This window comes from Chitinispirillales bacterium ANBcel5 (assembly GCA_029688955.1).
In the GTDB taxonomy this organism is placed as follows: Bacteria; Fibrobacterota; Chitinivibrionia; order Chitinivibrionales; family Chitinispirillaceae; genus Cellulosispirillum; species Cellulosispirillum alkaliphilum.
On sequence record JARUKZ010000048.1, the window covers coordinates 1 to 16,061 of the forward strand.

Below are 16,061 nucleotides of genomic sequence, written 5' to 3' on the forward strand. Positions count from 1 at the left end.
TTCAATTTAAAATGAAGCTACTCAGTAGGTGATTAGTCTCATTTCAATTTAAAATGGAGCTACTCAGTAGGTGATTAGTCTCATTTCAATTTAAAATGGAGCTACTCAGTAGGTGATTAGTCTCATTTCAATTTAAAATGAAGCTACTTAGTAGGTGATCAGTCTCATTTCAATTTAAAATGGAGCTACTCAGTAGGTGATCAGTCTCATTTCAATTTAAAATGGAGCTACTCAGTAGGTGATCAGTCTCATTTCAATTTGAAATGGAGCTACTCAGTAGGTGATTAGTCTCATTTCAATTTAAAATGAAGCTACTCAGTAGGTGATCAGTCTCATTTCAATTTAAAATGAAGCTACTCAGTAGGTGATTAGTCTCATTTCAATTTAAAATGAAGCTACTCAGTAGGTGATCAGTCTCATTTCAATTTGAAATGGAGCTACTCCATAGGTGATTAGTCTCATTTCAATTTAAAATGAAGCTACTCAGTAGGTGATCAGTCTCATTTCAATTTGAAATGGAGCTACTCCATAGGTGATTAGTCTCATTTCAATTTAAAATGAAGCTACTCCATAGGTGATTAGTCTCATTTCAATTTAAAATGGAGCTACTCAGTAGGTGATCAGTCCCATTTCAATTTAAAATGAAGCTACTCCATAGGTGATCAGTCTCATTTCAATTTAAAATGGAGCTACTCAGTAGGTGATCAGTCTCATTTCAATTTAAAATAGAGCTACTCAGTAGGTGATCAGTCTCATTTCAATTTGAAATGAAGCTACTCAGCAGGTGATCAGTCTCATTTCAAATTGAAATGGAGGGTGTGTCAAAATTTTTGTGTAAATTCGTTTTCTGTTCTTTACTTTCTTAATCTACCTTCGTAAAGTATTTCCAGTTGGCTACATATCAGCCTCCATCCAAGGATTGGGTTATTCCACTTCTTAACAATATTAATAATCGAAAGGTATAAAAGCTTCTCGACAGACTGATCTGATGGGAAGCTCCCTTTGGTTTTAAGCACTCTTCTTAGCCCCTTATTCACTGACTCTATGGTGTTGGTTGTATAGACGATTTTCCTCAGTTCTGCAGGGTAGGAAAGGCAAGGAACAATCAGATCCCAGTTATTCTTCCAGATCTTCAGTACATGGGGGTATTTTCCTTTCCACTTTGACTCAAGTGCTTCAAGAGCCTCTCTTGCATGATCCTCATTTGTGGCCCGATAGATATCCTGTAAGTCACTAATAAGGGCAGGCTTGTCTTTATAATACACAAAACGAAGGCTGTTGCGGATCAAGTGTACAATGCAGAGCTGGACCACTGTATTAGGAAAAACCGCATTAATCGCTTGCTCAAAGCCCTTCAGTCCATCTACGCAGGCTATCAGTATATCCTCAACCCCTCTCTGCTTGAGCTCATCGAGTATTGCCATCCAGAACGATGCACCCTCTTGTTGCTGTATCCAAAGCCCCAGAATGTCCCGCATGCCATCGCTATCTACACCAATCGCCAGATATACCGCTTTTTTCACAACCTTTGACTTTTACTCCAACTTAGTTGGGGTCGGACCAGAATTAGACGACCTAATTGCTTAAATTGAGCTGTAAAGGGCAAAACCATCTGTCTTTTAGCCAAATATCCCGGTCTTAGAGCTCGATGGGAAGGCATCTCATCAAGCTCTAAGAAATAAAATGAAAAAATGATGCCTCACTGTTCTCTGAACTGGAACCCAGACTAAACACTGCAGTTCGTAATGCCAGGCGGCTCTTAGATGATGTCACTGACAGAAACATCTCACCCACAGATACTAACCCTTGCACAAAAATAGTTGATCTGGTTGAAATGTTTAAAAAGCTACTCGAAGAGAAAAAGAAAACTTGAGATCGCTATGATTAACGAACGTTTTTCTTATACACCTCCCGGGGAATAATGGAGGCCCCGACACTCTACAAGCCACCTCTTAGTAATCTTCACCCAGGCGCTCCTTATCAACTGTTAGTGGGTAAGGATGATGCGGTCGATGGATTTTTGCTACGTTGTGGCGCTTGGGCATTGGGGTGAAGAAGGGGAAAGCTTCGAGCTTGGCTTTGCTCACCTTGAGCGTAGGTCTGTTGGAGTCGCAGGGTTGGGGGTACCGGTTCCGTGTGACTGCATTTACTTCCATAGGGTACAATCCTGCCAGTTCTTTTCAAAACCCATAGGCCCTTTTGGAACTTGGGGGTATCTACTAAAAAGATCGATTAATCTGTTCTTCCAATCGCTCTGTGGAGCTATTCGGTTGAGCATATATTTAAGTACCGTAAGCACTCCGAAAATTCTGTTCCCTTTTACTTCAATCGGATAATGCCATTCAGGATACTTGTTCTTTCTTGGGATTAATGCACGGTACCCCAGTTCCCGGTTCCACAAACGTGAGTGGTGTGCACAGATGTTTCTCACTCCATTTAACGATCTCATCCATGATAGCAGTACATCATCTGCAACACCATACAGTGCTCCCAATTTTTGGCGGATAGACTTTTCTACACCATTAAGTAGAGTTAATGTCATTCCAAAAGACATGATCTCTGCTGCCATCCAGAAAGGAAGGTCTTTGTGGTAGTCACCATATTTGGAAACGAAATGTTTTACAAAGACTTCTTTGTTGCGGATTCGTTCCTTTTCAAGTTTTTTAGGAAGTCGGCATGCTTTTCAGAGCTGATACGGGGTAGTGTTGTGGGTGCTGTGTATCCGAAAGGCCCATACAGGTGTGTATGTATGCAGACAAGGTTGGTTCGAACAGCAATTTCTACCCGTTCGATTGCATCAAGCACAACTATTCGTAACTGCCGGTCAAAGGTGTGGCGTTTACAGACGGTTCAAAATTTGTACCACTTTTGTAGGAATCATCGGATTTTCTAAAAGGGAACAGATAACCACTTAGACGGTAATAACTGACTGATTCCAGTCGCTTAATTAGAGTGGTACGATCTGCTATTAAACCACGTTCAAGCAGAAGATCTGCCTGGGCTTCAAAGGTTAGTGGCGGTTTAGTGTATTTCATATCCCACTACCCCCACAAAACGAAAACCCCCCAGAATTGAGCGTTCCGCAGGGCGAAAGAGGCTTGGGGGGTATGCTACTGCTAATATACCACAAAAATTGTTCCGGTGCGTATACTTGTTGTAATTAATAATTCCGTAGATGATAGAAATGTTTGTTGTAAAGTATAGCCTCGGTGCACCACAAAGATTATTGTTGTTTTGTCCTGTGAGCTGTTGAAACTGGTATGGGTTTAAATCGCCCTAAAAATGTTAACCTAAAGAAATAGGGGTATGTACTAACTTCTCTAAACCTCTCTTTACACACTCAAACTGAACCAACTCCTGTTCAAGCCTCACCGCTTTCCCCAATTGATCTTCAACAAGCTCTTCATAGAGGGACGTCTCCTGCTTACTGAGATTATCAAGCCTTGCATTTGAAGGTACTTTCTCCTCAACCCAATGATCCCTATGAGCAAGAAGCGTATCACGGTCCATCAAAAATGACTGTGCCTGTGGAAAGAAGACTCTGAATTGATTCAAAATGGCAAATCCGTGTGTGTCGATATCGCCCCAGTACCAAATCGCCTTTTGTTTGAGCCATTGCGCATTTTCAAGATAGTCAAATCCATAGCCCCGGCCAAAAATAACAATCGCGCCTTTAACGGAAGGAAAACAGAGCCCGTTGATATCGTTTTCCGTTACAAAAACATGCTCTGCATCGATATTTAACCTGCAAAACTGATCTGCAGGAAGAGCCATGTCACTAAGCCCGTTTATACATAGATCAGAGTCCAGTATTCTGAATCTGATAAGGGGTTGTTTGGATAGAAAACCGTAGCGAGGTTCAAAGTATCTTGTCCCACTGTACAGAGTATATATTTGTGATGAGTCAAGAATCAGGTCAAGCCATTCACCGAGAACTTTTTTGTGTTTTTCTATGAATTTTGTGTCGACCCGGTGAATGGAGATCTGCCTGATATAAATACCGGGTCTGGGGTGTCGCAAAATCCATTCGACGACAGCGATAAGTCGGTCTAAAACCGGGGCAAGTTCAAGAAGACAAAAGGGTCTGCTATACACCCACGATTCGAGTTTTGGAAGTGCTGTTAAAAGCTTCTGAGAAGCATCCTTGAACACAGTACTCAGTCTGTTCTTGTTTAAAAACTTCGTAATGTTTTCAATGTTTTCAAACTGAACCGCCACAGGTATTGTATTACGACCGACTTCACGGAAATTGAATTCACTCCATACGACGGTATAGGGCAACTGCGCAACTGTTGTGGTTCTGTACATTTTGGCCCACTCCATTGCCGGACCAAAATTGTCGCTTAGTGATTTTCCTTTTGGAAATTTAAGAGCAATCTCCATGGGAAAAGTGATAGTGGGTTTTAGGGTTTCCCGAAGAAAGTCGCCCTTTTTCCATTTTCGCAGCAGAAGGTTTTTAATATCATCGGTAGTGGTCCATCGATTCACTTTACTTTTGTTCACAAGGCATTGGCCTCTTTTTCTGCAACATACTCTTCAATGGTGAGATTACGCAGCATCGATTCCCGTCCTTCGGGGCTGTACACAAATCCTACAGATGACACATAAGGTTCTATTATATGTATTTTCTGAAGCGGGGTTACAATCAAGAGCTGCAGGTTGAGGCGCTTGAAAAGTTCGAGTCCAAACCGGGCGGATTCATCAGACCCTCTCCCAAATGCTTCATCAATAACCACGAAACGAAAACTTCTGGAGCGAATCTCACCCCATTCCAGCCCAAACTGGTAGGCAAGGCTTGCCGCAAGAACTGTGTACGCAAGTTTCTCTTTTTGCCCACCCGACTTGCCGCCTGAATCGGTGTAGTGCTCATATTCGCTATGGTCCTCCATGTACCGCTCTGATGCTGCGAAGCTAAACCAGTTACGGACATCGGTGACCTTTTGTGTCCAGCGCTTATCCATATCGGATGAACCTTCACGGCCACGAAACCGGTCAATTATTGCTTTGACCTGAAGAAATTTGCTTTCCGCATACTGATCCGTTTCTGACCCTGTCAGACTACCCTCGGTGCATGCCCGCAGAGCCATTCTGAAATCCCGTACTTCGGCATCGGTGTTCTCCTGTGCTTCAAGCACAATATAGCGGCCCTTATTGTATTCTATTGCAGTAAGGGATTGGTTGATCCTTTCAATTCGCTCCCGTATCTCCTGGCGTTCGCGGTTAAGCTGAGACTGAAAGTTTGCAATCTCTCTAATAGTATTTTCATTCAGCAGTTCCTTAAAACGGTGCTCAAACTTTGGGAGATCATCGGCTTCAAGTTGTGCAAGCATTGTGCGAAATTCAGATCCCGATTCGATTGTTGCGTCGATATCTGCAGTTTCGGCAATGTTATCCCGGCGATAATCCTGCATAGCACGAATGATCTTTTCTGAAAGTGTTCTTAGCTTCTTCTCTTCAGAGTCAATTTTTCCCTGGAGGTGTTCACGGATCTCCTGCTGCCTGATATCACACGACTCAACCCTCAGTGTATGAGTTCCCAGCACTTTGTCTCGAACTGCATTTAGCTGTTCGATACGTGAATCTTCAAGCCGGTTTATTTCACCGCGAATGATCTCCCTGCACTGTTCGAGCAGCTCTTTTGCGTTACTCTGCTTCTCCTCGTTTTTCGACCTCGCATCCTTAAATGAATCAAGTTGTGATTCAGATTCCTTTAGATCCCTGTTAAGTTGCTCAAGTTTTATGTTAAGTGTTTTAAGGACATCAGATGCACTTTCCAGTTCCTTGCGCTCCTGCTCCAGTTCAACAATTCGTACTGACAAAGGTTTCCAGTCGATCTCTTCAAAGCTGGAAAAAGAATCAAGGCGAACCAGGTTTTCACTACGAATCCTGAGCTGTTTAAGTTTGCTTTGCAGGTCACTTATTGTAACAGCACAACCCTGAATCTCCTTTTCAAGACTTAGTATCTGTTCCTCTAGCGCTTTCAGTTTAGCTTTATTATCCCATCCAAGCACATAACGGCTTCTGTCATGCAAAGTAAACCGGTCATCCTTTTCGTGACGGTTTGCGGTGCCTTTAATCTGACCAGAAACAGTAAGCGCCTGTTTCTCTTTGCGAAACTGTTCGAGGGATGAACAGCAAACAAAGTCAAACCTTCTTACAAGTTGCGTTTCAAGCCAGGAGTAAAATTCGCTGTCTGGTTTAACCGATAGTTTTCTGACCATACTGTCCGGATGAAGGTCGGCTGCGCTTTTAGTTTGTTTTGAAACAGTACGGTAGTAAACAAGTCGCCCCTTAAGATCGGTGGAATCCACCCAGGATGATACATCTTTATACAGGCGATCGGGTACAAGCAGTGACATAGCAAAATTGTGAAGCACACGTTCGATTGCCCCCTCCCACTCACTATCTTCTGCTCTTACCTGCAAGAGTTCCCCGGCAAAGGGTATCTCCTGTTCACTGATACCGAGGGCTTTGCACAATTCATCCCTGATTCTGATTTGATGCGAATCGATATTACTGCGCCGCTTGCGCAGAGACTCAACCTCTTCTGTCACTTTACTGTGCTCTTCACGAAGACGGGCCATCTGCACGTCCTCTTCACGGCGACTGTTTTCAAGATGTGCCTCTTGCTCCTCATTACTGTCCATTGCTTTACTGATATACTGTCGGTTAGTGAGGAATGCTTCCAGAGAAAGCGCGTTTTCAAAAGAGAGCTGTTCTGCCAGGGTATTGTACTGATTAAACGCCTGCAGGCGTTTTTCTTTGTCAGATCCAAGGCCATTTATCTCACCCTTAAGGCGCTCCAACCGGTCGCCTCCGTTGTCGGCTATGGCCTGCTTAAGCTCATCGCGCTCTCCCTGCTTTTGGGTGATAGTACCTTTTGTCTGTTCTATATTTCCATTCAGTCTGACATGATCATCCGTAAGGCTTTTGAGTCTTTTTTCAAGCAGCTGGCTTTTTAACCGGGCAAAGTAGGATCTAAGGGAGTCACGGAGAACTCTGTAGTTCTGACAGTGCTCTAAGGTTTTATGATGTTTATCTAAATCATTTACAATGGGCGTAAGTTTTTGAACCTGAGATTTTGCTTTAAGTACAGCCTCATGAGCCCGGTTGAGATCATCAAAATGAGAAATCAGTGCGGCAATCCGTGACTCTACATCAAAGGGCTCAAGCATATGCATTCTGACAAAATCGGTGAGATTACCCACTGATTTCATCGATACAGTCTGATGAAACAGCTCCAGTGCCTGTTCATTTTCAATGCCGAAGCGGCGGCGAAATGATGCCGCATAAGGGGGAAAGCTATCGTACACTCCCTCCACCCTGGGAATGGCCTTAATTTTCTTTTTCAGGTCTTTAATGTCGGAGCCAAAACCGGAAAAGTGCCGGGCAATGGTTAGTTCACAATCTGCAACCACGAAAAAACGGTTAGGCTGTGCTGAAGGGTCCTTTTGCCAGAATACCTGTGCAAGTGTAACGGTTTGATGATAGCCGGTGTTTGCAAAAACTCCAAGAATGACAGAGAAGCTGCTTTGGTCTCTTAATGCAACAGGTTTGGCTCCCACACCTCCATCGTTGCGTTCGGTCTTGTAATAACCGTTAACATACGATCGCAGCGAACGCTCTTTTGTATCAGCACCGGCTGCCTTGTTGTACACAATCCTGTGTGATGGAAAAAGCAATGTGGTGATCGCGTCTACTATGGTTGATTTACCAGATCCGATATCACCGGTAAGAAGAGCATTTTTTCCTTCAGGAGAGATGGTCCATACTTTCTGATGGAATGTGCCCCAGTTGTATACTTCTGCGCGGTTGAGTCTAAACCCCGCAAGCGCATCATTTTCATCAAAACTAAACGATAGCTGATCATTCATCCTCTGCACCCCTCCCTGATAGCAGATACTCCTTTATCCGCAGATCAAATTCATTGAGCCACTGAGCATCGATAAACACCTTGAGAATTCTGCGCACTTCGATAGTGTCTTTATCAGAGCGCAAATAACGAATAAAACCCATGTCAGCAATTTTTTTCAGATAAGATTCTACCTGATTAACAATTTTTACTTCGTTTGATCCTGATGGAAGAAAAGTAGTAATCATTTCAATTACATCATTTTTACTTAATATAAGACGATTGTCGCTGCTTGTAGCGTCATGTTCAGCCAATCGTCGCCGAAGCAGTGCGAGCAAAAGACTGACAGGGTAGGAGAGTTGGCGGCGGCTTATAAGGCGTGGCATCTCTTCGCCCTCTTCCTGCTCATCAATCGTTTTTAACCAGGCAAACCCCTCCTCTTCGGAAATTTCAAGCGATAATCCTATCTGCTTTGCATAATCCCGAACACGGGCCTGAAGATTAAGAAGCTGTTGCCAGAGCTTTGGCTCTTCCTCGGCGTAAATAACCCCTTTGAGCAGGTTTATCATGACCCTTGAGAATGCCTTATCCGGCTGTGTCTGATCGGACATCTTAACTCCTGTTGAAAATGATACGGGGAAGCATTGCTTTGCGTAACCGCCCCTTACTGTCTTCCCAGCAAACCGACTCTTCATTCTCTTCATCAAACACACTTAATTTACCCGCGCTTGCTATGGAAACGTAGCAAAGAAGCTCTGCCAGACCCTTGTGCAGAGGATATTTTTCAATCAGCGCAGAAAGAGTGATCTGTGACACTGTTTGAAGCTCTCTGCGAATATTGGCTTCAAGCTCAGCTCTGTCAATATAGATCTGATTGAACAATGCTTCTGAGTCAAACACCTCCTCATTGGCCTCACGGATCACCGAAGAAAGATCGACCTTTGCAGTGGGCTTATAAAGAGGGCGCTCCATAATGAGCTGAATCTCAGGCGAGATCTTATCCAGAGTCATAAATGTGCGGTTTTTGGGCATAGAGTGTTTTACTTTCAGTGCCCCCTGAGAGATAGTGTCGAGAATGCTCATAATTCTTTTATTTTCAAGATAGGCCTGATTGTCAAGATAGCGCCGCAGTTGCTGCGAGAGACTTGCAACGGTTCGCTGAGTCTTTTCACCGGCTTCAAGCCAGTCAAAATGGATACGTTTAAGGCGACCGTCGGGTTTTGAAATTCTGATACAATCCATGGAAAAAACCTTCTCAAGCAGCTCAGAAAATTCCTCCTGGCTTGATGGAGACATGAGAAAGTCCCAAAATGTCTTAAAACTTCTCCCCTGATCCGAATCGGTTATTGCATCCCGTTCACCAAATACCTCCTCAAGCAGCTCTCCTTTACTACCTTCAAACAGCGCGATCTTTTCTCTAACCTGAAGGTCAAGTTTACGGAAGTTCTCTTCCACGGCTCTGAAATCACTGCGTAAATCATTGGACATCGTACTAAACTGCATAAAACGCTCTCTGAGCGCGGTTTCATCGAGAAGCGGCATCTCTCCGTTTCTGATAGCTTCGATCTGTCTGTCAATATGGGCCTTTTCTGCCTCAAGCGCTTCGATCCTGGTGGCTTCATCGGTTTCGGTTCCGATAACCATCTGTCTGAGAAGTTCAAAAATGGTCATCAGCCTTGATTCTGTGCCTATAAAGGCATGCCCCGAGAGACTTTCAAGCCAACCGATAACTTTCTCGGTTGCAGGAGTGAGGTCAAAATGGGGCTCATCGCTGTCATCGGGATAGTATTTGCGAAGCCATCCCTTTGAATCATGGGCCCACTCTTCCAGGTAGGCTGAAGCACTGCGGGGGTAGTGCTCGGTATTCTGGCTTTGATGAAGCTCATAAAGTGTGTCTTCAAGCCGCGCTATAAGGTCAGACTGGCTGATTGTGCGTACATTGGGTTCGATGAAGGTTTTATCTAAAAAGGACAGTATAAGCGGGGCATTATCCGCTCTGAGGAGTCTCCACCCGGGGTGAAATTTAAAAAGCTGGAGAAGATCGCTGTACGCTAAGCTCATGAAATAACCTTAAAATATGTGACCTGTCAGATTGTTATAAAAATAGCAATTTGCACCGCCCGATAGTGCTGCTTTGGGTGATTTTTATGCATTGGGGGTTACGTGTGCTACAGAGGCTGTTTTTGGGGCCGGTGGTGGTAGGGATTGTGGGTGAAATGTGCTTTTTTTTGTGCTCTAAGCTCAAAGCTAATCAGGGCGGCACCATCGAAGACTCGGGTCGGCACTACCCATTCGGGCACAATGTTCTCCACGTCCTACGTAGCAGACTACCGCGGAGTACGGGAAGGCTCGTCGTATCTCCTTGGCCATAGTCGTTCCTTCCGTCCTGCCTGCCGCATTAGAGTGAAAAGTTGGGTTACTATTTGGTTTTTTCTCTCCTCCCGGGATTATAGCTGAAGGGTCCCCCCAAACGGATCTTTTCACGTTTTCACCATTGACGCCCGGGGGTGACCCAGTCAATCGCCTTTAGCCCCATAAACATCCCTTTTTATCTAGCTATGAGCTTTGAGCAGGAAAAGGGAAAGGGAATGGGAAAGATGGTTTTTCCTAATCTTTTACTCCTACATTCTTGCTGGCACCAACGAATATCCCGTGCGTTCAGCGCTTAGAGAGAAAGAAGAGGTGTAGGAAAAAGGCCGTTATCTCATTTAGCGCGTTCTACATCCCAGATTTTGTCTTCATCCCCTCCCCAAAAAAAACGGATCATCACGCTTAAAAGGTTGCCCTGGTTCCGTAGCTGCTATGAGGCCATATCGATCCATGCATTTTTAATGGTCCAATAGGCAAGGATGTTCTATGGCCCACATGTGGACTGTCGTTGAACTGTACTCCTTTTTTCCGGCCCACCTACTTTCATTTCACCCTGTACACCCCATTAACGGTCGCCAGCAATACCCCTCCATCTTTATCCACTACCGGCGGAGCTGTTATCTGCTCGTCATCTTCGAGGTTGAGGGTAAAGAGATAATCCCCCGAACTGTCTATATGAGTGAGCATATTTTTTGAGGTAACAAGCACCGAATTATCGCTTAAAACAGTTACAAACTGAAAATTATTGTCCGGAGGGAGACTGTAGGCACGTTCCATTTCACCGTTTTCGGTAAAACGGAACAGTGAGTCAGCGTGGATGAAGTAGGTGCGGCCATCAGGAGCTGATGCCGGGGGTTGTACAAAAGATCTGAGGTCTGCAGCAGGGAGAAAAAATTCCCAAAGAATAGTTCCATCAAGGGAATACTTTATGAGTGATTTTTCGCCTGAACCAGTATTTCCTATAAGCATGAGTTCATTTTTTAGGCTAAGGCTGACCGAAGGCCAGGAACCACGGTTTTCAATTTCAAAGGAGGATTTTTCCTTTCCTGTAGTTGGATCAATTTTTAATACCTGTCCGTCTCCACTTACAGCAATGATTGTACTGTGATCTTCAGTCACAACTGCAGGTGAGTAGTTATCAGTTGTTTCCTCTGTGAAAAGGGGGTTACCGTTATCATCAATAAGAGAAAAAGACCAGATGTCATCATCAACAGGATCACCTGGCATTCCCTGCTCAAACCTCATAAATGTTTGGACGAAATGATTCCCTGACACAGGCATCACAAATAGAATCTGATCTGCATTGGGGACAAAAAAGCTCCCATCCACTTGTTCTTTATTCTGGTTGAGCATGTAAACAGTTGATCCGTTCGAGTGATAAATATACCCATCGATAATCATTGCATCCATGTATGATCGATACTTCTGTGTCCAGACAATTTCAGGTTTAAGATTGAATCGAAGAAGCAAACTACTGAAATGTAAATACCAATTATCTCCATCAGAAAGTAACACTCTGGGCCCTGAGCCTCTGTGATTTTTAAATGGTAGAAACCAGTCTATTTCACCTTTTGCCAGACAACGGCCATTCATAAAACCATTTAGCTGGTAGTTTCCAAACAACATGGGATAACTCACGTGTGACTCCTTACTTTGCCCGGCTCCTGAAACTGAGTACATAAAAAACATAAAGCATGAAACTAAACATATGCAGGTAGGTTTAGTTATTCCACCATAGATCGTTTGGGCAAGATTCCTAATCATAGTAAGTTCCTAAAGAAATCACTTTATTCGCTGGATACGCTTTTTCACCTATTTGAAACAGTATAGGCACGTTGTACCTGCACAATAAATAGTGCCATCACTTGAAACCACAGCTGGCACGTTGAATTCTTCATTCATCTTTTTTGTAATAAGAGTTGAAACCTTTTTTTACCTTTGGCTGTGAATGACATGATGTGGTATCCACTTTGAGCAACCAATTCGTTATTTTTGCAAACAGCTATTAGTTATTGTTTATAATAAGGATGAACTGTTTTTCAAATAACTCTTCTTTGTATAAGCATTTCAAACTACCTGCATCGAAAAAAATGTCATACCATCGTAGCTTCAAACTTTTAAGTGAGGGGGAAACGCTTTTCCTTTTTTCCGGCCCACCTACTTTCATTTCACCCTGTACACCCCATTAACGGTCGCCAGCAATACCCCACCATCTTTATCCACTACCGGCGGAGCTGTTATCTGCTCGTCATCTTCGAGATTGAGGGTAAAGACATAATCCCCTGAACTGTCTATATGTGTGAGCATATTTTTCGAGGTAACAAGCACCGAATTATCGCTTAAAACAGTTACAAATTGAAAATTATTGTCCGGAGAGAGGCTGTAGGCACGTTCCATTTCACCGTTTTCAGTAATACGGAACAGTGAGTCAGCGTGGATGAAGTAGGTGCGGCCATCAGGAGCTGATGCCGGGGGTTGGAGGAAACTACGAAGATGTGCTTGAGGTAGAGGGTATTCCCATATAATATTCCCATCAGGTGTGCACTTTATGATAACTCTTTCTCCCCGTACCTTTGTGTTACCGAGAATAGTGAGATTATCTTGCATATCCATGCTTGCTTGAATGAAACCACGATCTTTTAAATTAATTGTAGATCTTTCATTTCCAGTGTTTGGATCTAAACTCATTATTTCTCCAGCTCCGGTTAGAATAAAAAGAGAGCTGTAACCCGATGTCCCAATTGCGGGTAATTGTCTTTGATCAAATTCTCTGGTGTATATTGGAGTATTGTTATCATTAATAAGAGAAAAAGACCAGATGTCATCACCAACAGGATCACCTGGCATTCCCTGCTCAAACCTCATAAATGTTTGGAAGAAATGATTTCCTGACACAGGCATCACAAAGAGAATCTGATCTGCATTGGGAACAAAAAAACTCTCGTCCATTTGTTCTTTATCCTGGTTAAGCTTGTAAACAGTTGATCCGTTCGAGTGATAAACATACCCATCGATAATCATTGCATCCATGTATGATCGATAATTCTGTGTCCAGACAATTTCAGGTTTAAGGTTGAAACGAAGGAGCAAACCACTGAAATGTAAATACCAGTTATCTCCATCAGAAAGTAACACTCTGGGCCCTGAACCTCTGTGATTTTTAAAGGGCAGAAACCAGTCTATTTCACCTTTTGCCAGACAACGGCCATTCATAAAACCATTTCGCTGGTAGTTTCCAAACAACATGGGATAACTCACGTGTGACTCCTTGGTAGCAATTTCTGAAGATTTTACATAACAAAAAAGGTGGAGAAGAACTGAAAAAAACAAAATCGAAATTATTTTATGTTGTGTTCTTTTAAACAGAGAATTCATGCAAAGAGTTTCCTTCTTTTATATTGGAATTATACCAATTTAGAATAAAGGTTAGATCATTTGGTGAAAAATCTGTTGCACCCAAGTCTTTATTGAAAACGAGATTGAACAACCTGTTTTGCCAGTTTGCCAGATTTCTCCCCATCGTTACAGTGCTGTCATCTGAGGTGTAGTTGATGTCTGCATTACTGCCATGGGTAATTTCCAATGTGTAATTGGAAGATGATATGGCTTCATCATTGTCAGAAAAGTTGAAGCCAGGTTTAAAATACAACAGAGTCGGATCGGTATCGCCCTCGCCGCCACTTATGTAATAACGATTATCACCACCGAGTGGATCCTGATCCATAAATCTTTCATTTAACGCTCTTACCCAATTGCGCTTTTGTGTATCTGTCCAGTTTGTGTTTCCATCAATGAAATCTACGTGAAACAGGACTCTAACCACCAATAAAGACTTGAAAAAAATATCGCTTGATGGCGCCGGACGTACATAATGTCCACTTTCATCCAGGCACCGGTAAAAATATAAATTCATTCTCTTAGCACTTGGGGAGTCTACATCAATGGTGACACCGTTTGAGTATTCCCAGGGGTTATTATTATCATCTGTATCCCTGTAATATTTAAGTTCTTTAGAATCCCCATCTTCATCTGTGTATCTAAAGCTGATTTCAAAACTTTTCTCATCAAGAAATCCATGCAAAGGTTGACCACTTTTTCCAAGGTCATTTATCCATTGTGTTACTCTCCAGATATGCCTCATGCGAACAGGACCGTTTCTGCTCATAAGAGAATTAATATCATGGTCTACTGAGAAGGGGTCTGAGCCAGAAACACGGTTTACAAAATTATCGTTAGTCGGTCTAATTCTTGAATTCGAATTATCATAACCAAACTGGCCAAAGCTTGGAACTCTTGTGGACGTAAGGACATTTCGAACACTTACTGTCTGATTATAATCATCAACCTGACCTGTGGCATGTCCCAACTCATGTGCAATTACAAGACAGCCGAAACTTTCCCCATATTCATTAACCGGAAAATTAGAAAAGCGGTTGTTATCATCATTTCGGGTCCTTATACGTAAGGATACAATGCTGAATGGAGCATTATTTCCCCTCCAGGATAACACCCAGCTTCCTTTTGCTTCCTCGGTTATGAATGAGAGCGACATAGGTATTCCGCCGCGAGACTCACTTAACGCATTTTCGAAATCATCCTCGCCAAGTAAGTTGCAATTATGACGGTTATCTACAAAATCTACAGGTGTATCAGGGGAGTAATCCAAAGTTTCATTTGCTTCAAACAGAAACAGTGGCTGAATAACACGATCCTCATCTTCATCGGATTTCACAGTAAAAAGGTACCCTTTTTTATTTAGGTGCTCCATGGCATTTTCCATACCTATGCTTTTGAACTCATCGACTTCACGATCTGTCGCGGGTTGTCTATCCTCATCATCGCTTCCCAAAGTGGGGTTTGTGTCTTTGAGAAAAAATGAGGACCAATATACTATCACGGAAGAGTAGTTTATGTCAGAAGAGCTTCCACAATCATGAAGGTAATGCAAATCGAAATCTCCTATTCCCGGAGCATGAACAGCACCATTATCATGAGAACTTCCATCCACCATAAAACTCTTTCCGTAATGCACATCTTCATCATTTCTCACCGCAGCTCTTGCGCCCACCAGATGTCCCTCTTCGGGGTTGGTAGAACCACCACCTGATGTTCTCTTATTGGTTACATCGTAAAACTCGCCGCAAAAAACCACTGCCCGCAAGTTTTGTTGGGGATGCTTAAGATGGTTTTTAACATTGCCTTCGGAGTCGCTTGAAAAACGAAAGATCGATCCATCATGACGCTCCTGTTTTGAGCCACGGGGATTTGTACTGTAAAGCTTAAGCCTAGAGCTTTCAGGGTCAAAACAGAGCATCCTTGCACGGGATTTTTCAGAGAACGCTACCGGTGTACCACGCCTTCTGCTCAGCTCAAAATCACTCTGTGTACCATCCGCTTCTGCACTCTGGTCAAGAATTGATCCCTGGTCAAGTGCCCTGTCTGTAAGAACTATATCATCCAGGCAAAAAACAAGCGGTTTATCCTCTCCCGTTTCTTCCTTAATAAGCTCATCAAACACACCAGCTCTATCTTCAATCTCACAAAACCAGTTTCGGCTGTCCCAGGCAGGAGGAAGATCATAATAGTGCACCTGTTCAATTAGTGGTCTTTGAGCAAGCTCTTCATGGGTTATTGTCGTATCGGATAGTGAATCATCTGCATCCGAAAACTTACGCACAATCGTTGGATCAGAATATTCATCTTCTGTGTAGATCCAACTGTTTTCTGTTTCGAAGGTAAAACGTATATTTTCTACACTGTCCTCTTCACCTATACCAAAAATCTTCAGGCTATAAACTCCTGACTCTTTTACAGCACAGTTCGCAGGGCTCTTCATCAT

General features: G+C 43.1%; 9 protein-coding genes and 1 pseudogene. All 10 read right to left on the minus strand.

From position 1 onward, the window contains the following. Positions 1-854: 854 nt before the first annotated feature. A complete protein-coding gene (locus QA601_17020; protein MDG5816802.1) occupies positions 855-1,523 on the minus strand; it encodes an IS256 family transposase in 669 nt (222 codons plus the stop codon). Positions 1,524-2,146: 623 nt separating this feature from the next. Beyond that, positions 2,147-2,653 (minus strand): annotated as a pseudogene (locus QA601_17025) (Abi family protein). 154 nt (positions 2,654-2,807) lie between these two features. After that, positions 2,808-3,035: an Abi family protein gene (locus tag QA601_17030; protein ID MDG5816803.1), complete on the minus strand. Its 228-nt coding sequence runs from the start codon at positions 3,033-3,035 to the stop codon at positions 2,808-2,810. A gap of 250 nt (positions 3,036-3,285) precedes the next feature. Beyond that, positions 3,286-4,503, minus strand: a complete 1,218-nt coding sequence (locus QA601_17035; GenBank protein MDG5816804.1) for a DUF2220 family protein — start codon at positions 4,501-4,503, stop codon at positions 3,286-3,288. Beyond that, entirely contained in the window at positions 4,500-7,874 is a 3,375-nt protein-coding gene (locus QA601_17040; GenBank protein ID MDG5816805.1) for an ATP-binding protein, read from the minus strand. The genes QA601_17035 and QA601_17040 overlap by 4 nt, the downstream gene beginning before the upstream one ends. Further along, positions 7,867-8,463, minus strand: a complete 597-nt coding sequence (locus tag QA601_17045; protein MDG5816806.1) for a DUF4194 domain-containing protein — start codon at positions 8,461-8,463, stop codon at positions 7,867-7,869. Before QA601_17045 ends, QA601_17040 begins: the two co-directional genes overlap by 8 nt. A gap of 1 nt (position 8,464) precedes the next feature. Continuing rightward, on the minus strand, positions 8,465-9,913 hold the full coding sequence (locus tag QA601_17050) for a DUF3375 domain-containing protein (protein MDG5816807.1): 1,449 nt from the start codon (positions 9,911-9,913) through the stop codon (positions 8,465-8,467). Positions 9,914-10,765: 852 nt separating this feature from the next. Further along, a complete protein-coding gene (locus QA601_17055; GenBank protein ID MDG5816808.1) occupies positions 10,766-11,986 on the minus strand; it encodes a hypothetical protein in 1,221 nt (406 codons plus the stop codon). A gap of 399 nt (positions 11,987-12,385) precedes the next feature. Beyond that, positions 12,386-13,480 carry a hypothetical protein gene (locus QA601_17060; protein MDG5816809.1) on the minus strand — a complete coding sequence of 365 codons (1,095 nt, stop codon included), beginning with the start codon at positions 13,478-13,480 and terminating at the stop codon, positions 12,386-12,388. A gap of 100 nt (positions 13,481-13,580) precedes the next feature. Further along, entirely contained in the window at positions 13,581-16,061 is a 2,481-nt protein-coding gene (locus QA601_17065) for a hypothetical protein (protein MDG5816810.1), read from the minus strand.

Coding starts and splice junctions, on each gene's coding strand:
- QA601_17030 (MDG5816803.1), bottom strand. CDS start 3,035: ATGAAATACACTAAACCGCCACTAACCTTTGAAGCCCAGGCAGATCTT.
- QA601_17040 (MDG5816805.1), bottom strand. CDS start 7,874: ATGAATGATCAGCTATCGTTTAGTTTTGATGAAAATGATGCGCTTGCG.
- QA601_17045 (MDG5816806.1), bottom strand. CDS start 8,463: ATGTCCGATCAGACACAGCCGGATAAGGCATTCTCAAGGGTCATGATA.
- QA601_17050 (MDG5816807.1), bottom strand. CDS start 9,913: ATGAGCTTAGCGTACAGCGATCTTCTCCAGCTTTTTAAATTTCACCCC.
- QA601_17055 (MDG5816808.1), bottom strand. CDS start 11,986: ATGATTAGGAATCTTGCCCAAACGATCTATGGTGGAATAACTAAACCT.
- QA601_17065 (MDG5816810.1), bottom strand. CDS start 16,061: ATGATGAAGAGCCCTGCGAACTGTGCTGTAAAAGAGTCAGGAGTTTAT.